Below are 24,113 nucleotides of genomic sequence, written 5' to 3'. Positions count from 1 at the left end.
CCCCTCGCGCACGAGGCAGGTTCCGGCACTGCGACACCCACCCGGACGGACCGGTGGGCCACGGCGGTCAGGGAACTCCCGGGTCTCGTCCGCCGCCGCGGACCCGTGCAGTCCTACGTCGACCGAACCGGCGACCCCTCCGGCACGGCATCCGCTCGTCCGGCGACCAGGGCCGCGAGCTCCTCCGGTGTGCGGGGGCAGGGCTGTGAACCGCTCACCAGGCCGTGGGCGCGCAGCAGGTGAGCGGCCGCGGCTCCCCACGGCAGCCGCAGTCCCGCCGCGTGCAGCAGATCGGTGCGCGCCAGGGCCACCGGAGCCGGCCCGGTGCGCACGCCGGACGGGGTGAGCAGCGCCGCGTCGTCGGCCCAGCGCAGGGCGAGGTCGACGTCGTGGGTGGCCATCACCACGGTGGTGCCGCTCGCGCGCAGTCCGTCCAAGGTGGCGAGCAGCCGTTCCTGGCCCTCCGGGTCGAGCCCGGCCGTCGGCTCGTCCAGGATCAGCACCCGCGGACGCATCGCGACGGCGCCCGCGATGGCGGTCCGCTTGCGCTGGCCGTAGGACAGCAGGTGCGTGGGCCGGTCGGCCAGCGCGGTGATGTCCAGGGCCGCCAGCGCCTCCGCCACCCGCTCGCGCACCTGCCCGTCCGGCAGACCGAGGTTCAGCGGCCCGAACGACACGTCCTGCTCCACGGAGGCCGCGAACAGCTGGTCGTCCGGGTCCTGCACCACGAGCTGCACCGTCGTCCGCAGCCGGGTCAGCCCCTTGCGGTCGTACGTCACCGTCCGCCCTTCGAGGCTCAACTCGCCCCGGGTCGGGCGCAGTCCACCGCTCAGCAGCCGCATCAGGGTCGTCTTGCCGCTGCCGTTGCGGCCGAGCAGCGCGAGTGCGCGGCCCTCGGTGACGGTGAAGTCCAGGCCGCTGAGCACGGCGGGGCCGTCCTCGTAGGCGAAGGAGGCGCCCCGCAGGGCGACGAGGGCGGGCTCGCTCACAGCGGCGGCCTTTCCAGGAGGAAGGTGAGGGCGGCCAGCACCGCGAGCAGCAGGCAGCTGACGGCCGTGAAACGGACGGAGACACGCGCCTCGGGGACCAGGACGCGCAGCGTGCCGTCGTAGCCGCGCCCGGCCAGGCCGGCCTGGAGGCGAGAGGCCCGGTCGAAGGCCCGCACGAACGCCGTGGCACCGAGACCGGCCAGGGAGCGCCACTCGGCGCGGCGGCCGGTGTGACCGAGCCGGGCCGCCTGGGCCTGCCGGATGCGGCGCACGGAGTCCAGCAGCAGGAAACTCATCCGGTACGTCACCAGCGCCACGTCCACCACGGGCGCCGGGACCCCCGCGCGCACCAGGCGCGGCAGCAGGTCGGACATGGGCGTGGTGAAGGCGAACAGCAGCACGCCCAGCGAGGCCGCGGAGGTACGCAGCATCAACTCCCCGGCCCGCAGCGGACCGTCGGCGGCGAGGGAGACGAACCCGCCCGGCCCGCCGACCTGCACCAGCAGGGTCAGCGCGCCGGTCGCACAGAAGCCCAGCGGCACCCGGTAGGCCCGCCACAGGCGCCGCCCGGGCACACCGGCCGGACCGAGCAGGAGCACGACCGCGGTGACCAGCACCAGGGCCGCGCCCGGCCAGGGCGGCAGGCAGACGGCCAGCACGGTCAGGCCCAGTCCGAGCACGGCCTTGTCCACGGGATGACGGCGGCGCCAGCGACTGCTGTGCGCCGCCGCGTCGATCGGCAGCACCCGGGCTCAGTCCTTCGCGGAGACGGACTCTCCGGCGGCCGGGGGAGCGGCCGCCGCCTCCCGCTCCAGGGCCCGCTGCTCGCCCTGCCGTCGTCCCCGGCGCAGCCCGAAGTAGTAGGCGAGGACACCGGCGCCCAGCGCGGCCTGGAAGGAGAACAGGGCCGACTCGATCTCCCCGGACGGCGGTTCGTACAGCGGGGAGAACCACGGCTCGTAGTCGGGCTCGATCTCGGTGATCGCCGTCTCGGCCTCGCCGTCGGCGCCGGTGAAGGGCTCCTCCTTGTGGTCGCCGAGGCCGAGCACGAGCGGCAGCACGGCGAGCGCGGCCACGACGAACAGCAGCAGCAGGTTGATCTTCGTGTTCCGGCTCATCGGGCCACCACCTGGGTCTCGTCGCGCGTCTCCTTGGCGGTGAGCAGCACGCCGAGCCGCGTCAGCTCGCCCTTGCTGGACTGCACCAGCAGCCGCATCACGAGGACCGTCAGCAGTCCCTCGCTCACCGCCAGCGGGATCTGCGTGAGGGCGAAGATGGAGCCGAACTTGCCGAGCGCGCCCAGGAAACCGCTGCCCGGGTCGGGGAAGGCGAGCGCCAGCTGCACGCTGGTGACGCAGTAGGTGGACAGGTCGGCGACGAACGCGCCGCAGAACACCGTCACCATCAGCGGCACGTCGAACCGCCGCAGCAGCTTGTACACGGCGTACCCGGCCCAGGGCCCGACGATCGCCATGGAGAAGACGTTGGCGCCGAGCGTGGTCAGCCCGCCGTGGGCGAGCAGCAGCGCCTGGAAGAGCAGGGTGATGGTGCCGAGCACGGTCATGACGGGCGGCCGGAACAGGATGGCCCCCAGGCCCGTTCCGGTCGGGTGGGAGCAACTGCCCGTGACGGAGGGCAGTTTCAGCGCGGACAGGACGAACGTGAAGGCGCCGGAGGCGCCGAGGAGCAGGGTGCTCTCGGGGTGCTCGCGCACCTCACGGGTGAGTGACCGGACCCCGTGGACGACGAACGGCGCCGACGCGACGCCCCAGGCGACCGCGTGCGCCGGAGGAAGGAAACCCTCGGCTATGTGCATGGCTCAGCAGACCCTCTCCAGCACCTCGTGGATGGTTGACGCGCCTTGGCCGGTCTCCTGGCTGACGGGTACCACCGCCCGGACTCCGCCTTCCCGGGTCACAAGGACCCAGTGGCTGCCCGCGAGGGCCGGAGCCGGACTTCCCGATTCACAGTGGCGAGGGCCGCACCGGCATCACACCGGATTTCCCGTTCACCAAGGCCAGGTGACAATAAGGCCCGGATCAGGACGAGCACAACCCGCACCCGGGGGCGCGCGAGGGGCGCCCCCTCGCACACCGGCGCACCTGGGGCTCCGCCGGGGGAACGCCTCGTGGGTCAGTCGTCGCCCTCGTCCCCGCCGTCCTCGGCCTCGCCGTCCCCCTGCTGCGCGGGCGGTTGCTCCTGCTCCGGCTGCTCCGCCTCCGCCGGTGGCTCGGCGCCCGCGTCCGGCGGGGGTGCGGTGCCCTCGGCGGCCGGAGAGGGCGGGGCCTGCTCGACCGGCGTCGTGCCGGGCGGGATGACATCGGCCACCGTCCCGGTGGCCGGCGTGGCGGCCGGGCCGGAGTCCGGCCGCGATCCCGACGCGGGGCCGGAACTCGCCCCGGCGGTGGGGGTGCTCGCGGTGGGCGAGGGGCCCGGGTCGGTGCCCTCCGTGGCGGTGTCGTCCGGCGAGAACCACTGCATGCCGATGAGCATCGCGGCGACGAACAGCGCCGCGGCCGCGACCGCGGCGACGGCCTTCGAACGGTTTCCGCTCCCCCCGCCGCGTCGTCCGCCGCGCCCGGGACGCCCCGCCTGCGCCGCGCGGGCCGCGCTGCGCGACCCGGGTGCCGCCGGCAGCGCGTACGTGGTCGGGCTGCTCGCCCCCGCGCCCGGAGGGGTGCCGTGAGTGGCCGGTGCGGGCCGGGGCCGGGACCGCCCGGGCGGCGACATCTCCGGCAGCGGCTCGGGCAGCCCCCGCCAGGCGCCGCCCGCGAACCACTCGGCCGCCTGCTGCGCGGTGGGCCGGTCCTCGGGCTGCTTGGCGAGCAGGCCGAGCAGGTAGTTCTCGAACGCCGGCGGCAGACCGGAGACGCCCAGCTCGCGGGGCGGCACCGGAGCGGCGTCGAGGTGCTGGTGGAGCAGGGCGACGGCGCTGTCCGCCTCGAACGGGGGGCGGCCGCTGAGGAGCTGGTAGAGCACGCAGCCCAGCGAGTACATGTCGGAGGCGGGACCCGCGGGTTTGCCCAGGGCGCGTTCGGGGGCGAGGTACATCCCCGTGCCGACGATCTGGCCGGTGGCGGTGAGCGCGGCGCCGGGGTCGTCCATGAAGCGCGCGATGCCGAAGTCGCCGATCTTCAGGGTGCCGCGGGCGTCGAGCAGCAGGTTGGCGGGTTTCACGTCCCGGTGCACGATGCCCTGGGCGTGCGCGGCGGCGAGGCCGGCGGAGGCCTGTGCCGCCAGGACCGCCACGCGCTCGGCGGGCAGCGCGCCCGACGTGGCGAGCAGCTGGGAGAGACTGTCGCCGTCGACGAGCTCCATCACCAGGTAGAGCCGGTTGTCGAACTCGCCGAAGTCCAGCACGCCGACCACGTGGGGGTGGTTCAGGCGCCCGGCGGTCTGGGCCTCCAGCCGGAACCGCGAGGTCGCGGTGGCGTCGGTGTCCTGGGGCAGCAGCAGCTTGACGGCCACTGCTCTGGCGAGCGTCTCGTCGTACGCACGCCAGACCTCTCCCATTCCACCGCGCCCGATCTCCACATCCAGCCGGTAGCGGCCCGCTAGCAGCACTCGTCCTCGTCTCACGCTCAGGGGAAGGTCCGCCGCCGCAGACCGAACTCCCCGCGCACGCACGGAGATTGCCGAGGGCTGCCGCAGCCGCCCCAGGATACTGGCGCCGCGCGCCCCCGCGATCCCCCGGCGGAGGCGGCCCTTCCACGCCCGGGAGGGCGGGCTGACCACCGGGGGCCGGACGCGGCCCGCGGCCCCGCAGGACGTGCTCTCGCGGTGTGGTGGCGGGGGCCTGCCGGCGGCCGGGGTGGGCGGGTTGGCCCGGCGGTCGGGGGCACGCGGGTGGCCCGTCCTGGCCCGACCGGGGCCGCGGGAGTCACGGCGTAAGCCCCTGTGGTCAGCGGCGGCCCGGCGGGCCGGTCAAGAGGCCCGCCGCCGTGGGGGTTCAGCTCTCCGACGGGGCGAGCAGCACGAACTCCGCCCCCGCGGGGTCCAGGCAGACGGCCAGCCTGCCGACGCCCTCCATGTCCTGCGGCCCCATCTGCACCTCGCCGCCCTTCTCCGTGACGCGGGCGGCCGCGGCGTCACAGTCCTCGACCGCGAAGACCGGGTGCCAGTACGGCCGTCCGTCCGTCAGCGTCAGGTCCTGCGCGTCCATCTCCATCAGCCCGCCGTGCATCCGGTCCTCGGGCAGGCCCGCCGGCGTGATGAGGGTGTACGTGCCCGCGCCGCCGGGCAGCGGCATGTCGCTGAACTGCCAGTCGAACAGGCCGCCGTAGAACTCCCTGGCCGCCGCCGCGTCGGTCGTGAACAGTTCGACCCAGGACAGCGAGCCCGGCTCGTCGACGAGGTCCAGGCCGGCGTTCGTCCCCGGCTGCCAGACGGCGAACTGGCCGCCCAGGGGGTCGCTGTACTGGGCCATCCGGCCCCACTCGTCGAGGTCCATCGGCTCGACCCGGACGGTGCCGCCCGCCTGCCGCACGGCCTCGGTCGTGGCGTCCGCGTCGGGGACGCTGTAGTACAGCATCCACGCCGGGCGCGCGCCCTCCTCGGTCAGCTTGCCGAGGCCGCCGACGACCTTGCCGTCCTTCTTGAACATCCCGCCCTCGAAGTCCTCGCTCTCGCCCATGGACTCGTACTCCCACCCGAGCACGGCGCTGTAGAACGACGCGGCGGCCCGGACGTCCGGAGCTCCGAGGTCGAGCCAGCAGGGTGAGCCGGGGGCGTACTCCGTGGTGATCATGGCGGTGCTTCCCTTCAGCGAGTCCTGGGCCCAGCGTGACACCGGGCACCCGGCGGCGCGCGCCGCCGCTCTCCACTCGGGGGACGCCGGGGCCGGGTGGGGTGCCGCCGCGAGCACTGCGCAGGATCTCGGGGTGGGTCAGTGGACGGACAGGCCGCCGTCCACGAACACCGACTGGCCGGTGACGTACGCGGAGGCCGGGCTCGCCAGGAACACGGCCGCGCCCGCGAAGTCCCCGGGCAGGCCGTTGCGCCCGATCATGGTCCGGGCGGCCAGGGCCGCCACCGCCTCGGTGTCGGACTGTAGACGGGCGTTGAGCGGCGTCATCACGAAGCCCGGCACGAGCAGGTTGCAGGTCACGCCGCGCGGCGACCACGCCTCGGCCTGGGAGCGGGCCAGCGCCTCCAGCCCGCCCTTGGAGGCGCCGTAGGCCCCGCTCTGGATGAACGCGCGATGTGCCTGCTGGGAGCTGATGTGGATGATCCGCCCGTAGCCGCGCTCCGCCATGCCGGGGCCGAAACGCTGACCCAGCAGGAAGGGGGCCTCGAGGTTGACGGCCATCGTGGCGTCCCAGACGTCCTCGGTGAGCTCGTCCATGGGCGGACGCAGGTTGATCCCCGCGCTGTTGACGAGGATGTCGGGTTCGCCGAACACCTCCGCCGCGCCGTCGGCGGCGGCCCGCACGCCCTCCCGGGTGCTCAGATCCGCCGCGACCCAGGCGGCCCGGCAGCCTAGGTTCGTCAACTCGGCGACCGTTGCCGCGAGTTCGCCCTCCTTCCGGGCCACGATCACGACGCTCGCCCCGGCGCGGGCCAGGGCCACGGCGATGGCGCGCCCGATGCCGGAACTGCCGCCGGTGACCAGCGCGACGCGGCCCTCCAGGGAGAACAGCTCGGCGAGGTAGGCGGGCGGGGTCGGGGTGCTGTGCGTCGGCTGGTTCGTCATGCCGCCCCACTCTAGGTGGGGGCAGGGCCGCCTCTCGGGGTACGGCGGGGAAGGCGACGACGCGGCACTGCATGATCGGCACGGCGCTGGGGTGGGGCAATGCGCCCACCATGCGGACGGGCGGACGGGCGGACGGGCGGACGCCATGGGGCGGACGGGCGGCCGGACCCGAGGGGTGCCCGTCCCTCGTAGTGGCCTGGATCACATGGCGGGGATTGAGTGCCCGGACCGGGTGCCGCGCGTACGCATGGGTGCAGAACGGGGGCCGGATGCGAGGATGAGGCGCCATGACAGCTGGGTGGTGCGTCCGCACGGTACGGGCCGCGGTGTTCGCGGCCGTCTGTGTCGTGCTCGCCGCCCTGGGCCACGTCATGATGTCCGGCGACCATGTGCCGCCGTGGGTGCTGGCGGCCGGCTGGGCCGCCACCGGCGCGGCGGGCTGGAGCCTGGCGGGCCGTGAACGCGGACCCGGGGTGGTCGTCGCCGTCGCGGTCGCCGTGCAGACCGCCCTGCACTCGGCGTTCTCCCTCGCCCCGCAGGGGGCCCGGGAGGCGGCCGGGGGAGCGCAGCCCGCGGGCGCCCACCCCATGCCCATGGGCATGCACATGAACATGGGTGCCGGGCCGGACACGGGTGCGGGCGCGAGCGGGATGCGCCACGGCGCGGGAGCCGCGGGGCACGCCGCGCACGGCCCCGGTGACGACTCGTCCCTCGGGATGCTCGCCGCGCACGGCCCCGGTGACGACTCGTCCCTGGGGATGCTCGCCGGGCACCTGCTCGCCGCCCTGCTCTGCGGCCTGTGGCTGGCCCACGGGGAGCGGGCCGTCTTCCGTCTGCTGCGCGCCCTCGGCGCCCGGCTCGCCGCTCCGCTGCGGCTCCTGTTCGCCCGGCCCGCGCCGCCGCCCCCGCCGGCGCGTGTGCGCCGCCGGTCCGGCGACCGCAGGCCGCGGCTGCTGCTCCTCGTCCACGCGATCACCTCCCGAGGGCCACCCGTGGGGGCCGCTGCCGCCTGACGGCAGCCGGTGCCGGTCCCGGGGCTGCCTTCGCGCCGCTCCGGCCCGCGTCCCGTGCCCGTACTTCGTGCGCTCCGGCCCGTCTCACGGCCGCCGGGGTGCCGTACGGGCGCGCCCCTCCCCACTCACCGGACCACGCGCCCATGCGTTGCCCGCCGGCGCGGTGTGCCCGCGCGCTTCCGTGGTCCCGGACCCCCGAGAAGGACACCTGGTGATCACTCCTGCCCTGCCCCGTGACGGATCGGCCTGCGCCGACGCGTCGATAACCGCCTGGGCGCTGGCCGCGCGCGGCGGCGACTCCGTGGCCGTCGAGCACTTCGTCCGGGCCCTGCACCGCGACGTCATCCGGTACGTCGCGCACCTGTGCGCCGATCCGCAGGCGGTGGACGATCTCGCGCAGGACACGTTCCTGCGGGCGCTCGGCAGCCTGCACCGGTTCGAGGGCCGCTCCTCGGCGCGCGTCTGGCTGCTGGCCATCGCCCGGCGCGCGGTCGCCGACAGCATCCGGTCGGGGGCCGTGCGTCCCCGCCGGGCCGAGCTGCCGGACTGGGAGCTGGCGGCCGAACGCGCCCAGCCGCGCGGCCTGCCCGGCTTCGACGACGGCGTGGCGCTGCGGGAACTGCTCGACGGGCTGCCCGAGGAACGGCGTGAGGCATTCGTCCTCACGCAGGTGCTGGGACTGCCGTACGCGGAGGCCGCCTCGCTGAGCCGCTGCCCGATCGGCACGGTCCGCTCCCGCGTGGCCCGGGCGCGGGCCACGCTCGTGGCCCTGCTGGCCGAGACAGAGACGGAGACGGAGACGGCGGCGCCGTCCGAGCCCGCCCTGGCCGCCTGACGGCGACCGCGCCATCGATGCCCGCCGGCCTGCCCGGCGGGCATCGTCATGCCTGGACGCTCTATCCAAGACCTGGACTGCTCGTCTAAGGTGGGTGGTGTGGAAGCGGTGGGAGGAGACGGGATGGACCGCGCGCTGGACGCCGAACGGGATGCGATCCTGGCGGCGATGACGCCCGTGGTGGACGGCGTCGCCGCCACCTTCGGCCCGGTCTGCGAAGTGGTGCTGCACGACTACCGCGACCCGGAGAGGTCGGTGGTCGCCGTGGCCGGTTCGGTGACCGGGCGGAAGGTGGGCGGGGCGATGAGCGAGATCGGGATGCGCGTCCTGGCCGGCGGCGACGGGGCGGGTGACGAACTGAACTACGTCACCCGCACCCGCGACGGCGGCCTGCTCAAGTCCTCCACGATGGTGCTGCGGGACTCGACCGGTGCCGTCTTCGGCGCGCTCTGCGTCAACCTCGACATCGGCGCCGTCGGTGCGGCGCACCGGCTGCTCGGGGCGCTCGCCGGGGCGGACACCGTCCCCGCGGAGGTGCCCACCACCACCTTCGGCAACGACATCGATTCCGTCGTCGACGCCCTCGTCGACGCCCACCGGTCACAACAGCGGGGCAGCTGGGCCGAACTCGACCGCGCGGAGCGCCTGGAGCTGTTCGGCGGCCTGGACGCCCGCGGGGTCTTCGCCGTGCGCGGCGCCGTCGAGCAGGTCGCCGGCCGGCTCGGCATCTCCCGGGCCTCCGCCTACAGCTACCTCTCCCAGGCCAGGGCCGCCCACGACACCTCCGGAGGATCCGCGTGACGACCACGACCACCCCGCCGGTCACCCCCGACGACGTCCGGGACGCCGCGGCCCGGCTCAAGGGCGTCGCCCACCGCACGCCCGTCCTGCGCTCCCGCACCCTCGACGCGCTCGCCGGCGCGGAGGTGCACCTCAAGTGCGAGAACTTCCAGCGGGTGGGAGCCTTCAAGTTCCGCGGCGCCTTCAACGCCGCCTCCCGGCTCACCCCCGAGCGGCTGTCCCGCGGCATCGCCGCCTACTCCTCCGGCAACCACGCCCAGGCCGTCGCCCTGGCCGCCCGCGAGCTCGGCACCACGGCCGTCATCGTCATGCCCGAGGACGCCCCGCCCTCCAAGCGCGCCGCCACCGAGGGCTACGGCGCCGAGGTCGTCACCTACGACCGGTACACCGGCGACCGTGTCGTCGTCGCCGAGGCCCTCGCCGCCGAGCGAGGGCTGACGCTCATCCCGCCCTACGAACATCCGCACGTCATGGCCGGGCAGGGCACGGCGGCGCTGGAACTGCTGGAGGAGACAGGGGAGCTGGGGGCGCTCCTGCTGCCCGTCGGAGGGGGCGGGCTGATGGCCGGCAGTGCCACGGTGGCCAAGGCGATGTACCCGCGCATCCGGATGATCGGCATCGAACCGGAGGCGGGGGACGACACGAGGCGCTCCCTGGCGGCCGGGCGGCGCGTCAGCGTCCCGGTGCCGCGCACGATCGCCGACGGCCAGGCGCTGCACACGCCCGGGGAACTCACCTTCTCCGTCAACCGGCGGCTCGTGGACGCGATCGAGCTGGTCGGTGACGACGAGATCCGGGAGGCGATGCGGTTCGCCTTCGAGCACCTGAAGATCGTCGTCGAACCGAGCGGCGCCACCCCGCTGGCCGCCCTGCTGACCGGGCGGGCGGGCCCCCTCCCGCGCCGCGTCGGGGTGATCGTCTCCGGCGGCAACGTGGACGCGCGCCGCTTCGCCGACCTGTGCGCGCCGGGGGGCTCCTGAGCTGGCGCCACCCGTCGGGCGGACGGACGATGGAGGCACAGCCTCATCGAGGAGGAGCGTCATGCTGGAGATGAAGACGCTCGACAAGCCGGACGAGCGGCGCGACTACCCCCGAGGCCACCTGGAAGCCGTCCACATGAGTGGACTGGACTTCGCCGTGGCCACGTTCGAACCGGGCTGGCGCTGGTCGGAGTCCGTGGCCCCGCTCGCCGGGACCGACAGCTGCCGGATCCACCACAACGGCTATGTGGTGTCCGGCCGTATGCACATCCGCATGGACGACGGCGCCGAGGGCGAGGTAGGCCCCGGCGACGTCTTCGTCTGCTCGCCCGGCCACGACGCCTGGGTCGTCGGCGACGAGCAGTGCGTGGTGTACGACTTCGCCGGCGGCATGGCCAAGGCGTACGCCAAGACGGACTAGCACCCACCATCCCCTCACCCCGGGCCCGCCGGGGGCGGAGCGCAGGCCTCCCGCCCGCCGGCGGGCCGGCACTTGCCCTTCGGAAACCGATCGGTTTACTCTTTCGGAGACGGGAAACCGATCGGTTTCCCGCTGTGTGCCATGTTGAGGGAGACACCCATGACCGCCATCGAAGGTTCCGTCGCTCTGGTCACCGGCGGCAGCCGCGGCATCGGCCGCGCCCTGGTCGCCGCCCTGTACGAGCGCGGTGCGCGGAAGGTCTACGCGACCGCCCGCGACCCGCGCACCGTCACCCACCCCGACGCCGTGCCGCTCGCCCTGGAGGTCACCGACCCGGCGTCCGTCGCCGCCGCTGCCGAGCGGGCCCAGGACGTCACCCTGCTGATCAACAACGCGGGCGCGGCGGTGAGCGCGAGCTTCCTCGACTCGCCCGTCGAGGACGTCCGGCGCGAGTTCGAGACGAACTTCTACGGTCCGCTCCTGGTCACCCGGGCCTTCGTCCCGGTCATCGAGCGCAACGGCGGCGGCCACCTCCTCAACGTGCACTCCGTGCTGTCCTGGATCGGGGTCGCCGGCTCCTACAGCGCCTCCAAGGCGGCACTGTGGTCGCAGACCAACTCGCTGCGCCTCGACCTCAAGCCGCGCGGCATCGACGTGACGGGCCTGCACGTCGGCTACGTCGACACCGACCTGGCCGCCGGGGTCGACGCGCCCAAGTCCACGGCCGAGAGCGTCGCCGCCCAGGCCCTCGACGGCATCGCGTCCGGCGCCCACGAGGTCCTGGCCGACGACCTCACACGGCGGGTCAAGGCCGGACTGTCGGCCGATCCGGCCGTGCTCTACCCGCAGCTCGCCGCCTGATCACACCGGCAGCAGCCGCGCCACCAGCGCGCTCAACTGCCGGACGTTGCGGCACTCGTGCATCTCCACCAGCTCGGCGTACGCCGGCGCGACCGAGTCGCCGGTGCCCCAGCGGTCGCGCTGCTCGGGATTGAGCCAGTACACGCGGCGGGCCCGTTCACCGATCCGGGCGAGCGCCGGCAGGTTCGGATCGCTGCGGTTCGTGCGCGCGTCCCCCAGGACGAACACGGTCGTGCGCGAACCGACCGCGTCGGCCCAGTGCTCGGCGAACTCGCCCAGCGCCATGCCGTAGTCGCTGCTGCCGTGGTAACCGGTGACCGCCGCCTCCGCCTGGATGCGCACGCCGAGTCCCTCCGGGTCGGCGGCGCCGTGCCGGAGCAGGCCCGTCACCTCGTCGATCCGGTTGACGAAGGCGAACACCCGCACCTTGCCGAACTGGTCGTGCAGTGCCTGCACCAGCAGCATGGTGAAGTCGGAGAAGCCGGACACCGATCCCGACACATCGCACAGCAGCACCAGCTCGGGGCGGGCGGGGCGGCGCCGGCGCAGCACCGGACGCATCGGCACCCCGCCCGTGGAGAGCGAGCCGCGCAGCGTCCGCCGCAGATCGATCGCGCCGCGGGAGGCGCGGCGGCGCCGGGCCGCGAGCCGGGTCGCGAGCTTGCGGGCGAGCGGCTGGACCGTGCGGCGCAACTCGGCCAGCCGGTCCTTGCCCGCGAAGAGGAAGTCGACCCGGTCGGCGGTCGGGGCGACCGCCCGCCGGGCGATCTCGTCGCGTCCCCGCCGCTCGGCGACGCGGCGCCGGGCCTCCGCGGTCACCATCGCGCGGAACGCCTCGATCCGCCGTCGGATCTCGTCCTCGAGCAGCCGGTCCGCGAAGCCCTGGCTGCCGCCCGCACCGCGCACCTGGTCCCGCACGCGGGCCATCAGGGTCTGCGGCCGCAGCCGCTCCAGCGCCTGGTACGACGACCAGCCGTCCGACTCGGGCGAGGAGCCGTAGCCGCCGAAACCGTCGACGGCCTCGATCGCCAGTCGGCCCAGCAGGGCGCGGTCGTCCGCGGCCAGCGCGCCCGCCAGCCGGTCGCGCAGATCCTCCCGCCCGGCGGGCTCCCCGGCGGGAGCACCGACCCCGCGCGGGAAGTACAGGTCGAAGAGGGCTTCGAACACCCCCCGCTGCCCCGGCCCGTGCAGCAGGGTCGCCGCGAGGCCCTCGCGCAGCAGCTCCCGGTCGGCGAGGCCGAGTTCCGCCACCGCCCGCGCGGCGTCCACCGTCTGACCGGTGCCGATCCGGACGCCGTGCGCGCGCAGCGCCCCCACCAGGGAGGTCAGCCGCTCCCCGACACCGGCCGCTGCGCTCACAGGGCCTCCGGGTCGAGCTTGGCCGCGGCCTTCAGCACGTCGTCCTGGTGCTTGAGGAGCACGCCGAGCGTGGCCCGCACGACGGACCCGTCCAGGGTGCCGGCGCCGAGTTCCAGCAGGGTGCGCGCCCAGTCGACGGTCTCGGCGACCGACGGGGCCTTGCGCAGGTCCATCGCCCGCAGCGCCCCGACGACGCGGACGACGGACCGGGCCAGTGCCTCGTCCAGCCCGGGCACCCGCAGCCGTACGATCCGGCGCTCCAGCTCCTCGTCCGGGAAGCCGATGTGCAGGAACAGGCAGCGGCGGCGCAGCGCCTCGGACAGCTCCCGGGTGGCGTTGGAGGTGAGGACGACGAAGGGGCGGCGCGTCGCGGTGATGGTGCCCAGCTCCGGGACGGTCACCTGGAAGTCGCTGAGCACCTCCAGGAGCAGGCCCTCCACCTCGACGTCCGCCTTGTCGGTCTCGTCGATCAGCAGCACCGTCGGGTCGTCACCCCGGATGGCCGTCAGCAGCGGCCGCGTGAGGAGGAACTCCTCGCTGAAGATGTCCGTGCGGGTCTCGTCCCACGTCTCGTCGCGGCCCGCGCTGATGCGCAGGAGCTGCTTGGCGTGGTTCCACTCGTACAGCGCGCGGGACTCGTCGACGCCCTCGTAGCACTGCAGGCGGACCAGCCGGGCGCCCGCGATCCGGGCGACCGCCTTGGCCAGTTCCGTCTTGCCGACCCCGGCCGGCCCCTCCACCAGCAGCGGCTTGCCGAGGCGGTCGGCGAGGAAGACGGTGGTGGCGACGGCGGGGGAGGCGAGATAGCCGGCCTCGGCCAGGCGGGCGGAGACCTCGTCGACGGATGTGAACAACGAAGACCTCCGGGCTGGGTGGGAGCGGCGAACGGCACTATCTAAGCGCTTGTTCACCGTTGCTGTCACGGGTCCGCCGGCCCGCGGCAGGTCAAAACCGATCGGTTTCCCCCGGGGTGGTGTGCGCGGTACCCTCGCCTTCATGGCCACGACTGACAAGGCGTCCACCCGCGACCGGCTGCTCGACGCGGCGGCCGACCTCTTCTACCGCGAGGGCGTCTCCATCGGTGTCGAGACGCTGTGCCGCAGCGCCGGGGTCTCCAAGCGCTCCATGTACCAGCTCTTCGCGAGCAAGGACGAGGTCCTCGCCGCCAGCCTCGACCGGCTGCTCCCGCAGTACGAGGCGCGCCTCGCCCCCGCCCCGGAGGAGGCTCCGCCCGGCACCCCGCGCGAGAGCATCCTGGGCGTCTTCGAACGGCTGGAGAAGGCCGCCGCCGACCCCGCCTACCTGGGCTGCCCCTACCTCGCGGCGCTCGTCGAGCTGAAGAACCCCGCCCACCCGGCGAGCACGGTCGCCCGAGGGGCCAAGGAGCGGCTGCGCGGCTTCTTCCGCACCCGGGCCGCCGAAGGCGGAGCCCGTGACCCCGAGCTGCTGGCCCGTCAGCTGATGCTCGTCTTCGACGGGGCCAGCGCCCGGGCGGGAGCGGGGATCGAGACCCTGGACGGGCTCACCACCGCGACCGTGACCGCGCTGCTGGACGCCTCCGGGACGCGCTGAGAACGGCCGCGCCCCGACCGCCCTCCGCATCTGCCCGCTCACGCCGCGGCCGCCACCGCCCGCACCGCGTCGGTGCGTAGCACCCGCCGGGCCGTCGCCAGGCCGGTCCCGAGAGTCACCGCCGCGGCGACGGCCACCACCCCGAGCCACACGCCGAACACCTGGCCGGGCAGCACCCCGTACGTGCGGACCACGGTGAAGGGCACGATCCCCGCCAGGGCGGCCAGCGTGCCGCAGCACACGCCGGTCACCGTCAGCACCAGCCCCTCGGCGCCCACCACGCCCAGCACCTGCCGGACGGTCGCCCCGGCCAGCCGCTGCTGCCCGAACTCCCGCTCACGGTAGGAGGTCGCCGCGTACAGGGAGTTGACCAGCATGACGCAGACGAAGACCACGATGATGCCGACGACCGTGACGTTGAGCGTCTCCAGGTTCTTCGCGTCGACCGACTTCACGGCCCCCGAAGCAGCGACGGCGTCGCTCTCCACCGCCTGCATCGTCAGCGTCGCCGTCGCGACGGCCGTGAACAGGATCAGCGACATCAAAATCCCGGCGAGCTGCCCGGCCCGCTCCCGCAGATTGCGCACCGCCAGCCACCCGCTCGCCCCGGTGAGCGGCAGCCGGTCCAGGACCACCGCCAGCAGCCTCGGCGCCTTCAGCGCGGCGCCGACCGACAGCAGGATCGCCCCGTAGGCCGGCGGCGCCATCAGCGCGGCGTCCGTCGCCGAGAACGCGAACGTCGAACCCACCGACGCGGCACCCACGGCCAGGGCCGCGTAAGCGAGAACCGCCCTCGCCCGCCCCCGCTCCCGGCCGCGGCCGGCCGCTCGCCGCACGGCGAGGAAGGCGGCACCCGCCGCGGCGAGCAGGGTGATGCCGAACCCGGTCGAGGAGGCCACCGGCCCGAAGGAGAACTCCACCGACCGCGCGACCTGCCCGCTGTCCCGGAACACCTCGAGCAGCGCCCGGCCGCCGAGCACCGCCGGGCCCACGGCCAGCGCGGCGCCCACCAGGGCCACGGCCACCGCCTCACCCACGACCATCCGCTTGATCTGCCCCGGCGTCGCCCCCGAGCAACGCAGCAGATCGAGTTCGGATGCGCGCTGACGCACGGTCACCGTCAGCGTCGAGGCGATCGCGAAGAACACCAGCAGGGTGCCGTAGCCGCCCACCACGCCCGCCGCCGTGGACAGGGTCTGCGCACTGACCGGGTCCACCCCAGGCTGTGCGGCGGTGTCGTGCAGCGCGTTGAACGCCATGATGATCGCGGCGCCCAGGAACGCGGACAGCAGCGTCGCGAGGAACCGCCCGGGCCGCTGCCGCACCGACCGCATCGCCAGTACGAACATCGCTCACACCCCCGCCGTCGCGTCGTCGCCCAGGTGCGCCAGCCGCTCGGCGACCGCGTCCGCCGTCGGCGCCCGGAGCCGGCCCGCCAGCCGGCCGTCCGCGAGGAACAGCACGGTGTCGGCCCAGGAGGCGGCGACCGGGTCGTGCGTCACCATCACCACCGTCCGGCCGTGCACCCGCACCGCCTGCTGCAGCAGCCGCAGCACGTCCCGGGCGCTGCGCGAGTCCAGCGCGCCCGTCGGCTCGTCCGCGAAGATCACCCGTGGTTCGGTGACCAGTGCCCGGGCGATCGCCACCCGCTGGCGCTGCCCTCCGGAGAGCTGGTCCGGCCGGTGCCCGAGCCGGTCGCCGAGACCGACGGCCGCCAGTACCTCCCGCACGCGGCGCCGGTCGACGCGCCGCCCGGCCAGTTTCAGCGGCAGCACCGTGTTCTGCGCGACCGTCAGCGTCTCCAGCAGGTTGTACTGCTGGAACACGAACCCGATCCGGCCGCGGCGGAACTTCGTCAGCTCCGCCTCGCCGCCGCCCGTCAGTTCGGTGCCGTCGACCCGCACGATCCCGCTGTCGGGCCGGTCCAGACCCGCCGCGCACTGCAACAGGGTCGACTTGCCCGAACCCGAGGGCCCCATCACCGCCGTGAACGTGCCGCGCCCCAGCCCGAGCGTCACCCCGTCCAGCGCGGTCACGGCACCCTCGCCGCTGCCGTACGTCTTGGTGACCTCGACCAGCCGCAGTGCCTCGGCGGCGGGCTCCCGGTCCTGCTCCTGCCGTGCCCCGGTGCGGAACATCTCCTCGTCCCCCTTCGTCCGACACGCCCTGTGTCCCGCCTCGACGCTACGGAGAACGGGGCGTGGCCACACTGGCCGCAGAACCCGTATCGGGGGGTGTACTCAGCGACACCCCCGGGGTACCTGATCACTCCCGTACGGAAAGGGTTGGAACGGCATGCAGATCGATCTGAAGGGCCGCACCGCTCTGGTGACCGGCTCCACGCAGGGCATCGGCGCCGCCATCGCCACGGGCCTGGCCCGGGCGGGCGCCCGGGTGGGCGTCAACGGCCGCTCGCCCGAGCGGGTGCAGCAGGCGGTGGAACGGATGCGCGGCGAGGCGCCCGGCGCCGAACTGGTCCCGGTGGCCGCCGACGTGACCGGCGACGAGGGCGCCCGGCAGGCCGTGGACGCGCTCGGGCAGGTGGACATCCTCGTCAACAACCTCGGCATCTTCGGGTCCGCCGATCCACTGGAGATCAGCGACGACGAGTGGCGCCGCTACTTCGACGTGAACGTGCTGTCCGCCGTGCGCCTGACCCGGCTCGTCCTGCCCAGCATGACCGAGCGCGGCTGGGGACGGATCTTGAACGTCGCCAGCGACTCGGCGGTCGTCATCCCCGCCGAGATGATCCACTACGGCATGTCCAAGACGGCCCTGCTCGCGGTCGGCCGCGGCTTCGCCAAGCAGGCCGCCGGCACCGGCGTGACGGTGAACTCCGTCATCGCCGGCCCCACCCACACCGGCGGCGTCGAGGACTTCGTCTACCAGCTCGTCGACCGCGACCTGCCGTGGGACGAGGCCCAGCGCGCCTTCATGAAGCAGCACCGGCCCCAGTCCCTGCTGCAACGGCTGATCGAACCGGAGGAGATCGCCCACATGGTCGTCTACCTCGCCTCGGACCAGGCCTCCGCGACCACCGGCGGTGCCCTGCGGGTCGACGGCGGCTACGTCGACTCGATCCTGCCCTGACGCCCGGCCGGTCCCGCTCAGCCCTCGCTCACCAGCACCACCTCCAGCGTGCGCGGGCCGTGCACCCCCTCGACCCGGTCCAGCTCGATGTCACTGGTCGCCGACGGCCCGGAGATCCACGTCAATGGACGCGCCGGGTCGAGGCGTCCGAGCGCCTGCGGCACGGAGGAGACGACCTGGCCGGGGACGCGCACCACACAGATGTGGTGGTCCGGGACGAGGGTGATCCGCCGGCGGCCCTGGTCGGGCGAGCCGTCCAGCACGATGGTGCCGGTCTCGGCGACGGCGACGGCGCAGCCGGTGACCACGCTGTCCACCCGGTCGAGTTCCCGCGGGGTGCTCTCCGCCCGGTCCGCCACCCGCGGCACGCCCGTCGCCACCAGCCACCCCGGCGGAACCCCGGGCGGCACCAGCACCGACGCCGATCCGCGCTCCCGCAGCAGCGCGGCGATCAGCCCGGCCAGTCCGTCGCCGTCCGTGCGGTGCACCACCGCCCGGTAGTCCGCCAGGTTCTCGGCCAGCAGCTCCACCGTCTCCGCGACCCCGCGCCGGCCGTGCTCCCGCAGGTAGGCGCGCGTGAACGGCGGCTCGTCGTGCGGCAGGTCCGCCAGGGCGCGCCGCACCCGGCCCAGGATCCGCTCCCTGCTGCTCACGTCGCGCCGCCCTTCCCGCCGTCCGTCCGCCGCCACCAGTCCCGGAACGGCTCGGCGGGCACCCGCGGCAGGTCCCTCGTCCCGCTCCAGGCCCGGCCCGGTCCCGGCAGGGTGCGGGGGTGGAAGCGCCGGGTGCGGGAGGCGGCCCGCTGGCCGGTGCGCAGCACACCCGGGTGCGTCAGCGCCCAGCGGGCCGCACGCATCGCCGCCCGCTCCGCCGCGTGCCCCATGGCCGGCCGCAGGACCACCTTGTCGCCCCCGCGGACCGCCCCGCCGCCCTGCACGACCCGCTCCCTCAAGTGCACCAGCACCTCCGGGATGTCGATGGCGACCGGGCACACCTCGTAGCACGCCCCGCACAGGGAGGACGCGTACGGCAGGGAGGCGTCGATCTCGCTTCCCGTGCCGCGCAGTTGCGGGCTGAGGATGGCCCCGATCGGCCCCGGGTAGACCGAACCGTAGGCGTGCCCTCCGGCCCGCTCGTACACCGGGCAGACGTTGAGGCACGCCGAGCAGCGGATGCAGCGCAGGGCCTGCCGGCCGACCTCGTCGGCGAGGGTGTCGGTGCGGCCGTTGTCGAGCAGCACCAGGTGGAACGCCCGGGGGCCGTCCCCGTCGGCCGTGCCGGTCCAGGTCGAGGTGTACGGGTTCATGCGCTCGGCCGTCGAGGAGCGGGGGAGGGTCTGCAGGAACACCTCCAGGTCCTGCCACGTCGGCACGGTCTTCTCGATGCCGACGACCGAGATCAGCGTCTCGGGCAGGGTCAGGCACATCCGCCCGTTGCCTTCGGACTCCACGACCACCAGGGTGCCCGTCTCGGCGACCATGAAGTTGGCTCCCGAGATGCCGACCTTGGCGCGCAGGAACTTCTCCCTCAGGTGCAGCCGGGCCGCCTCGGCCAGTTCGGCGGGCGCGTCGGTCAGGCCGTCGGGGGCCGGGCGGCCCCAGGAGGCCATCCGGTCCCGGAAGACGTCGCGGATCTCGCCCCGGTTGCGGTGGATGGCCGGGACGAGGATGTGCGAGGGGCGGTCCTCGCCCAACTGCACGATCAGCTCGGCGAGATCCGTCTCGTAGGCGCGGATGCCCGCGGCCTCGAGCGCCTCGTTCAGCCCGATCTCCTGCGTGGCCATCGACTTGACCTTCACGACCTCCGACTCGCCGGTCGCCCGCACCAGCCGTGTGACGATCTCGTTGGCCTCGTCGGCGTCGGCGGCCCAGTGCACGACACCGCCCGCCGCGGTGACCGCCTCCTCCAACTGCACCAGGTAGCGGTCCAGATGGCGCAGGGTGTGGTCCTTGATCTGCTTGCCCGCCTCGCGCAGTCCGGCCCAGTCGGAGAGCTCCGCCACGGCCCTGGCCCGCTTGGCGCGGATCGTGTGCGTGGCGTGCCGCAGATTGCCGCGCAGCCGGTCGTCGGCCACCGCCTCCCGCGCCGCCTCCGGGAACGCCGGCATCCCTAGGTATGTCCCGCTCACCGTGCCGGTTCCTCCTCCGTGCTCGCCAGGATCTCCGCGAGGTGCACCGGCCGCATGCCGGTCCGCAGCCGGGTCATCGTCCCGCCGAGGTGCATCAGGCAGGAGTTGTCGGCCGCGCACAGCACCTCGGCGCCCGTCGACTCGGCGTGGCGCACCTTGTCGACGCCCATCGCCGCCGAGACGTCGGGGTTCTTCAGGGCGAAGGTGCCGCCGAAGCCGCAGCACTCCTCGGCGCCCGGCAGTTCGGCCAGTTCCAGTCCCCGCACTGCCCGCAGCAGCCGCTTCGGGCGCTCGCCGAGCCCGAGCGCGCGCAGCCCGTGGCAGGTCGGGTGGTAGGTGACCTTGTGCGGGTAGTAAGCACCGACGTCGGTCACGCCCAGCACGTCCACTAGGAACTCGGTGAGTTCGTACGTCTTCGGCACCACCGGCGCGAGCGTGGCCGCGAGGGCGCCGCCCCGCCCCTCGGCCCGGGCCCGCTCGCCCATCCGCGGGTACAACTCCCGCACCATCGCCCCGCACGACCCGGACGGTGTCACGATCGCCTCGTAGCCGCCGAAGACCTCGGCGAAGTTCCGGGCGAGGGGCTCGGCCTCGTGCCGGTAGCCGGTGTTGTAGTGCGCCTGCCCGCAGCAGGTCTGCCCCGCGGGGAAGTCGACGTCGACGCCCAGCCGGGTCAGCAGCTTCACCACGGCACGTCCGGTGTCCGGATAGAGCGTGTCGTTCACGCAGGTCAGGAACAGGGCGACGCGCATCGTCCTCCTCGGGGCCGATCATCGGACGTGTGCAGCGTAGTTGCGGTCGGCGGGCCCGGGGGAGAGCCCGTCGGGAGCGGCGGGGCGGGCCGTGCGGCACACCACCGCGCGGTCGCGCCCCGCGGTCCGCGCCGCGTCGGCGCCCGGGTGCGCACGGGCGGGGTCGCGGTCCGCCGCGGAAGCCCCCGGCAGCGACTCGGAGATCGACGGACCCGCGTCGCCGACCGCGAGGTCCACGCCGCCGAAGACCGGCACGGCCTGACGGAACGCCTCGGCCGTCCGTCCCTTGGGCGTGGCGCCCACGGTCACGGCGACGGCCCGGCGGGGGCGCGCGGATCCGCGGCGACGGCCCGCTGCCGCCGTCCGGGCCGGCGGCGGCCACGCAGCCCGTCCGCACGCCCGGCCTGAACGGCCGTTCAGCAGGATTTCATGATCGAAGGGCCTCCGGCCGGACGTCGCCTGTGATGAACTGGGACGCGGTCCGAAAATCCGTCCGTCCCGGGAGCCTCGTTGACCCTCAGCTACCGCCAGCCCGGAGTGGTCCTCACCGACCGCCGCTTCACCGTCCCCCTCGACCACGACCGCCCCGAGGGCGAGACGATCGAGCTGTACGCCCGCGAGGCCGTCGCGAGCGACAGGGCCGGGCACGACCTGCCGTGGCTGCTCTACCTCCAGGGCGGACCCGGCTTCGGCGCGGACCGCTCCGTCGGCCGGCCCGGCTGGCTCGGCCGGGCCCTGAAGGAGTACCGCGTCCTGCTCCTCGACCAGCGCGGCACCGGTCACTCCACGCCCGCCACCCGCCAGACGCTCCCGCTGCGCGGCGGCCCCACCGAGCAGGCCGACTACCTCACGCACTTCCGGGCCGACTCCATCGTCCGCGACTGCGAGGCCATCCGCGCCGGGGTCACGGGCGGCAGGCCCTGGACCGTGCTCGGGCAGAGCTTCGGCGGGTTCTGCGTGACCAGCTACCTCTCCCTGGCCCCCGAGGGACTGGCCACCGCGCTCGTCACCGGCGGGCTGCCCTCCCTCGACGCCCACGCCGACGACGTCTACCGGGCCGCCTACCCGCGCGTCGAACGCAAGGTCATGGCCCACTACGCCCGTTACCCGCAGGACGTCGAACGGGCCCGCCGGATCGCCGACCACCTCCTGACGCACGACGTCCTCCTGCCGAACGGCTACCGGTTCACCGTGGAGGCCTTCCAGACGCTCGGCATCCTCCTCGGCACCGGCGACGGCACCCACCGCCTGCACCACCTGCTGGAGGACGCCTTCGTCCGCACCCCGCAGGGCCCCACCCTCTCCGACGCCTTCCTGGAACAGGTCCAGACCCAGCTGTCCTTCGCCCGCCACCCGCTCTACGCCCTGGTCCACGAGTCGATCTACGGCCAGGACAGCCGGCCCACCGACTGGTCGGCCGAGCGGGTCCGCGCCGAGTTCCCGCAGTTCGACGCCGCCAAGGCGCTCGCGGGCGACGAACCGCTGCTGTTCACCGGAGAATCGATTCACCCCTGGATGTTCGCGTGCGACCCGGCCCTGCGCCCGCTGCGCGAGACGGCGGAGCTGCTCGCCGCCCGCACCGACTGGACGCCCCTGTACGACCCGGCCCGCCTCGCCGCCAACGACGTCCCCGTCGCCGCGGCCGTCTACCACGACGACATGTACGTCGACACGGCACACGCGCTGCGCACCGCCCGGACGGTCCGGGGCCTGCGCACCTGGGTCACCGACGAGTTCGAGCACGACGGCGTCCGCGCCGGCGGCCCGCGCGTCCTGGACCGGCTGCTGGCCCTGGCCCGGGACGAGGTCTGAGGCCGCGCCGGACGGCGAGCGCCGGCGGTCCGCGCACTAGTCTGCGGACATGACGACCGATCAACTGAAGCCCATGCCGGACGACTGGCGGCGCGCGCTCGCGGTCGTGGCCCATCCGGACGACCTCGAGTACGGCTGCTCCGCGGCCATCGCCGCATGGACCGACGAGGGCCGCGAGGTCGCCTACGTCCTGGCGACCCGGGGCGAGGCCGGGATCGACACGATCGAGCCCGAGCGGTGCGGTGCGCTGCGCGAGCGGGAGCAGCGGGCCAGTGCGGCGGTGGTCGGTGTCTCGGAGGTGGAGTTCCTCGACCACCGCGACGGGGTGATCGAGTACGGCACCGCCCTGCGCCGCGACATCGCCGCCGCGATCCGCCGGTACCGCCCCGAACTGGTCATCACCCTCAACCACCGGGACACCTGGGGCGGTGTCGCCTGGAACACCCCCGACCACGTGGCCGTCGGCCGGGCCACGCTCGACGCGGCCGGGGACGCCGGCAACCGGTGGATCTTCCCGGAACTGGCCGAGCAGGGCCTCGCCCCCTGGGACGGGGTGCGCTGGGTCGCGGTCGCGGGCTCCGCCACCCCCACCCACGCCGTGGACGCGTCGCCGGGCATGGAGCGGGCCGTGGCCTCCCTGCTGGAGCACCGCAGCTACATCGAGGTGCTGACCGACGAGGACCCGGAGACGTACGTGCGCGGCTTCCTGACGCAGCACGCGCAGACCATGGGGGAGCGGTTCGGGGGCCGCCCGGCCGTGGCGTTCGAAGTGTTCGCCAGATGACCTGACGAGAAGGATCCGCATCATGACGGGGGAGACCATGGCGGGAAAGAGCACGACGGGGGAGACCACGGCGGGGGCGACCACGGTGGGGGAGACCAGGACGGGCGGCGAGGAGCTCGCCGCCCGCTTCGAGGAGCACCGGGGACGGCTCAGGGCGGTGGCCCACCGCATGCTCGGCTCACCGGCCGAGGCAGAGGACGCCGTCCAGGAGGCGTGGCTGAGGCTCAGCCGGGCCGGTGACGGCGGCATCGGCAATCTGGGCGGCTGGCTCACCACGGTCACCGGCCGCATCTGCCTGGACCTGCTGCGCTCGCGCGCGGCACGCCGTGAGGACCCGATGGGCGACTCGGCGGACCTGCCGGCCGTGTTCGTCCCCGACCCGGTGCTGGGACCGCTGCCGGGCCCCGACCCGGCGGAGGCGGTCCTGCGGGACGACGCGGTGGGCCTGGCCCTGCTCGTGGTGCTGGAGAACCTGGCTCCGGACGAGCGGCTCGCGTTCGTGCTGCACGACCTGTTCGCCGTGCCCTTCGACGACCTCGCCCCGATCGTGGAGCGCGCTCCGGCCGCGACCCGGCAGCTGGCGAGCCGGGCCCGCCGCCGGGTGCGCGGGGCCACGCCGGCGTCGGAACCGGACCTCGGGCGGCAGAAGGAGGTGCTCGACGCCTTCCTGGCGGCCTCACGCGCCGGGGACTTCGAGGCGCTGCTGGCGCTGCTGCACCCCGACGTGGTGCTGCGCGCCGACTCCGGCGCGCTGGTGCGCGGTGCGGCCGCCTCCAAGCTGGTGCGGGGCGCGAGGACGGTCGCGGAGCAGGCACTGCTGTTCGCCCGCATCGCGCGGTCCGCGAAACTGATGCTCGTCAACGGCACGGTCGGGGTGGTCGACGCGCCCGGGGGCCGGCTGCGCTCGGTCATGGGCGTGACGATCGACGGCGGACGCATCACCGGCCTGTACGTCCTGGCCGACCCCGAGCGGCTGGAGCGCGTACGGCTGCCGGAGGACCCGGAGCCGGCAGACGAGCGGTGA

The 24,113-nt window shown here is 74.4% G+C and carries 26 protein-coding genes and 1 riboswitch; of the genes, 11 read left to right on the top strand and 15 right to left on the bottom strand.

The window, feature by feature from the left end:
- Positions 1-113: 113 nt before the first annotated feature.
- From ACZ6ZN_RS02185 to ACZ6ZN_RS02155, 7 genes are all read right to left on the bottom strand, one after another.
- Positions 114-989: an energy-coupling factor ABC transporter ATP-binding protein gene (locus ACZ6ZN_RS02185; RefSeq protein ID WP_469642418.1), complete on the bottom strand. Its 876-nt coding sequence runs from the start codon at positions 987-989 to the stop codon at positions 114-116.
- Complete coding sequence (cbiQ, locus tag ACZ6ZN_RS02180; protein ID WP_451877642.1) at positions 986-1,735, bottom strand: cobalt ECF transporter T component CbiQ; 750 nt, start codon at positions 1,733-1,735, stop codon at positions 986-988. The genes ACZ6ZN_RS02185 and cbiQ overlap by 4 nt, the downstream gene beginning before the upstream one ends.
- Before the next feature lie 6 nt (positions 1,736-1,741).
- Complete coding sequence (locus ACZ6ZN_RS02175; protein WP_451877641.1) at positions 1,742-2,107, bottom strand: energy-coupling factor ABC transporter substrate-binding protein; 366 nt, start codon at positions 2,105-2,107, stop codon at positions 1,742-1,744.
- The gene (locus tag ACZ6ZN_RS02170) at positions 2,104-2,805 is read right to left on the bottom strand and encodes an energy-coupling factor ABC transporter permease (protein ID WP_469642415.1); all 702 of its coding nucleotides are present in this window, start codon (positions 2,803-2,805) and stop codon (positions 2,104-2,106) included. Before ACZ6ZN_RS02170 ends, ACZ6ZN_RS02175 begins: the two co-directional genes overlap by 4 nt.
- A 30-nt stretch (positions 2,806-2,835) precedes the next feature.
- Positions 2,836-3,020: riboswitch (cobalamin riboswitch) on the bottom strand.
- Positions 3,021-3,122: 102 nt separating this feature from the next.
- On the bottom strand, positions 3,123-4,568 hold the full coding sequence (locus ACZ6ZN_RS02165; RefSeq protein ID WP_469642413.1) for a serine/threonine-protein kinase: 1,446 nt from the start codon (positions 4,566-4,568) through the stop codon (positions 3,123-3,125).
- Positions 4,569-4,938: 370 nt separating this feature from the next.
- Positions 4,939-5,736, bottom strand: a complete 798-nt coding sequence (locus tag ACZ6ZN_RS02160) for a VOC family protein (RefSeq protein ID WP_469642411.1) — start codon at positions 5,734-5,736, stop codon at positions 4,939-4,941.
- A 138-nt stretch (positions 5,737-5,874) separates the two neighbouring features.
- A complete protein-coding gene (locus ACZ6ZN_RS02155; RefSeq protein ID WP_469642408.1) occupies positions 5,875-6,681 on the bottom strand; it encodes an SDR family NAD(P)-dependent oxidoreductase in 807 nt (268 codons plus the stop codon).
- A 287-nt stretch (positions 6,682-6,968) separates the two neighbouring features.
- Here ACZ6ZN_RS02155 and ACZ6ZN_RS02150 point away from each other — a divergent pair, with 287 nt between their 5' ends.
- The 6 genes from ACZ6ZN_RS02150 to ACZ6ZN_RS02125 all read left to right on the top strand — a co-directional run bounded on the left by ACZ6ZN_RS02150 (position 6,969) and on the right by ACZ6ZN_RS02125 (position 11,592).
- A complete protein-coding gene (locus ACZ6ZN_RS02150) occupies positions 6,969-7,694 on the top strand; it encodes a hypothetical protein (RefSeq protein ID WP_469642407.1) in 726 nt (241 codons plus the stop codon).
- 211 nt (positions 7,695-7,905) lie between these two features.
- A complete protein-coding gene (locus tag ACZ6ZN_RS02145; RefSeq protein WP_469642405.1) occupies positions 7,906-8,529 on the top strand; it encodes a sigma-70 family RNA polymerase sigma factor in 624 nt (207 codons plus the stop codon).
- 123 nt (positions 8,530-8,652) lie between these two features.
- Positions 8,653-9,330, top strand: coding sequence for a helix-turn-helix transcriptional regulator (locus ACZ6ZN_RS02140; RefSeq protein WP_469642402.1), 678 nt, complete (start codon positions 8,653-8,655; stop codon positions 9,328-9,330).
- A complete protein-coding gene (locus tag ACZ6ZN_RS02135) occupies positions 9,327-10,310 on the top strand; it encodes a pyridoxal-phosphate dependent enzyme (protein WP_469642401.1) in 984 nt (327 codons plus the stop codon). Before ACZ6ZN_RS02140 ends, ACZ6ZN_RS02135 begins: the two co-directional genes overlap by 4 nt.
- A gap of 61 nt (positions 10,311-10,371) precedes the next feature.
- Positions 10,372-10,731: a cupin domain-containing protein gene (locus ACZ6ZN_RS02130; RefSeq protein WP_398107621.1), complete on the top strand. Its 360-nt coding sequence runs from the start codon at positions 10,372-10,374 to the stop codon at positions 10,729-10,731.
- Between the two features lie 159 nt (positions 10,732-10,890).
- The gene (locus ACZ6ZN_RS02125) at positions 10,891-11,592 is read left to right on the top strand and encodes an SDR family oxidoreductase (RefSeq protein ID WP_451877633.1); all 702 of its coding nucleotides are present in this window, start codon (positions 10,891-10,893) and stop codon (positions 11,590-11,592) included.
- On the opposite strand, the gene ACZ6ZN_RS02120 is transcribed toward ACZ6ZN_RS02125, so the two are convergent.
- Positions 11,593-12,951: a vWA domain-containing protein gene (locus ACZ6ZN_RS02120; RefSeq protein WP_469642399.1), complete on the bottom strand. Its 1,359-nt coding sequence runs from the start codon at positions 12,949-12,951 to the stop codon at positions 11,593-11,595.
- Positions 12,948-13,805 carry an AAA family ATPase gene (locus ACZ6ZN_RS02115; RefSeq protein WP_451877631.1) on the bottom strand — a complete coding sequence of 286 codons (858 nt, stop codon included), beginning with the start codon at positions 13,803-13,805 and terminating at the stop codon, positions 12,948-12,950. Before ACZ6ZN_RS02115 ends, ACZ6ZN_RS02120 begins: the two co-directional genes overlap by 4 nt.
- Positions 13,806-13,947: 142 nt before the next feature.
- Between ACZ6ZN_RS02115 and ACZ6ZN_RS02110 the strand changes: the two genes are divergently transcribed.
- Complete coding sequence (locus ACZ6ZN_RS02110) at positions 13,948-14,523, top strand: TetR/AcrR family transcriptional regulator (protein ID WP_451877630.1); 576 nt, start codon at positions 13,948-13,950, stop codon at positions 14,521-14,523.
- A 38-nt stretch (positions 14,524-14,561) separates the two neighbouring features.
- On the opposite strand, the gene ACZ6ZN_RS02105 is transcribed toward ACZ6ZN_RS02110, so the two are convergent.
- A complete protein-coding gene (locus ACZ6ZN_RS02105) occupies positions 14,562-15,872 on the bottom strand; it encodes an FtsX-like permease family protein (protein WP_469642396.1) in 1,311 nt (436 codons plus the stop codon).
- A 3-nt stretch (positions 15,873-15,875) separates the two neighbouring features.
- Positions 15,876-16,661: an ABC transporter ATP-binding protein gene (locus tag ACZ6ZN_RS02100; protein ID WP_451877628.1), complete on the bottom strand. Its 786-nt coding sequence runs from the start codon at positions 16,659-16,661 to the stop codon at positions 15,876-15,878.
- Positions 16,662-16,818: 157 nt separating this feature from the next.
- Here ACZ6ZN_RS02100 and ACZ6ZN_RS02095 point away from each other — a divergent pair, with 157 nt between their 5' ends.
- The gene (locus ACZ6ZN_RS02095) at positions 16,819-17,613 is read left to right on the top strand and encodes an SDR family NAD(P)-dependent oxidoreductase (RefSeq protein WP_469642393.1); all 795 of its coding nucleotides are present in this window, start codon (positions 16,819-16,821) and stop codon (positions 17,611-17,613) included.
- Between the two features lie 17 nt (positions 17,614-17,630).
- Here ACZ6ZN_RS02095 and ACZ6ZN_RS02090 read toward each other — a convergent pair whose 3' ends face one another.
- Genes ACZ6ZN_RS02090 through ACZ6ZN_RS02075 form a run of 4 tightly spaced genes read right to left on the bottom strand, consistent with a single transcriptional unit; the run spans position 17,631 to position 20,802 of the window.
- Positions 17,631-18,266, bottom strand: coding sequence for a LutC/YkgG family protein (locus ACZ6ZN_RS02090; protein WP_469642391.1), 636 nt, complete (start codon positions 18,264-18,266; stop codon positions 17,631-17,633).
- Positions 18,263-19,741, bottom strand: coding sequence for a LutB/LldF family L-lactate oxidation iron-sulfur protein (locus ACZ6ZN_RS02085; protein ID WP_469642389.1), 1,479 nt, complete (start codon positions 19,739-19,741; stop codon positions 18,263-18,265). The genes ACZ6ZN_RS02090 and ACZ6ZN_RS02085 overlap by 4 nt, the downstream gene beginning before the upstream one ends.
- Positions 19,738-20,493 (bottom strand): (Fe-S)-binding protein, encoded by a 756-nt coding sequence (locus ACZ6ZN_RS02080; RefSeq protein ID WP_469642387.1) that lies wholly within the window; start codon positions 20,491-20,493, stop codon positions 19,738-19,740. The genes ACZ6ZN_RS02085 and ACZ6ZN_RS02080 overlap by 4 nt, the downstream gene beginning before the upstream one ends.
- 18 nt (positions 20,494-20,511) lie before the next feature.
- Positions 20,512-20,802, bottom strand: coding sequence for a hypothetical protein (locus ACZ6ZN_RS02075; protein ID WP_469642385.1), 291 nt, complete (start codon positions 20,800-20,802; stop codon positions 20,512-20,514).
- Positions 20,803-21,003: 201 nt separating this feature from the next.
- On the opposite strand from ACZ6ZN_RS02075, the gene ACZ6ZN_RS02070 reads away from it, so the two are divergent.
- Genes ACZ6ZN_RS02070 through ACZ6ZN_RS02060 form a run of 3 tightly spaced genes read left to right on the top strand, consistent with a single transcriptional unit; the run spans position 21,004 to position 24,113 of the window.
- The gene (locus ACZ6ZN_RS02070) at positions 21,004-22,305 is read left to right on the top strand and encodes an alpha/beta fold hydrolase (RefSeq protein ID WP_469642382.1); all 1,302 of its coding nucleotides are present in this window, start codon (positions 21,004-21,006) and stop codon (positions 22,303-22,305) included.
- 49 nt (positions 22,306-22,354) lie between these two features.
- The gene (locus ACZ6ZN_RS02065; RefSeq protein ID WP_469642380.1) at positions 22,355-23,089 is read left to right on the top strand and encodes a PIG-L deacetylase family protein; all 735 of its coding nucleotides are present in this window, start codon (positions 22,355-22,357) and stop codon (positions 23,087-23,089) included.
- 22 nt (positions 23,090-23,111) lie between these two features.
- Positions 23,112-24,113: a sigma-70 family RNA polymerase sigma factor gene (locus ACZ6ZN_RS02060; protein WP_469642378.1), complete on the top strand. Its 1,002-nt coding sequence runs from the start codon at positions 23,112-23,114 to the stop codon at positions 24,111-24,113.

The organism is Streptomyces sp. NPDC053665, assembly GCF_055585285.1.
This window is presented reverse-complemented; position numbering and strand designations above follow the sequence as displayed.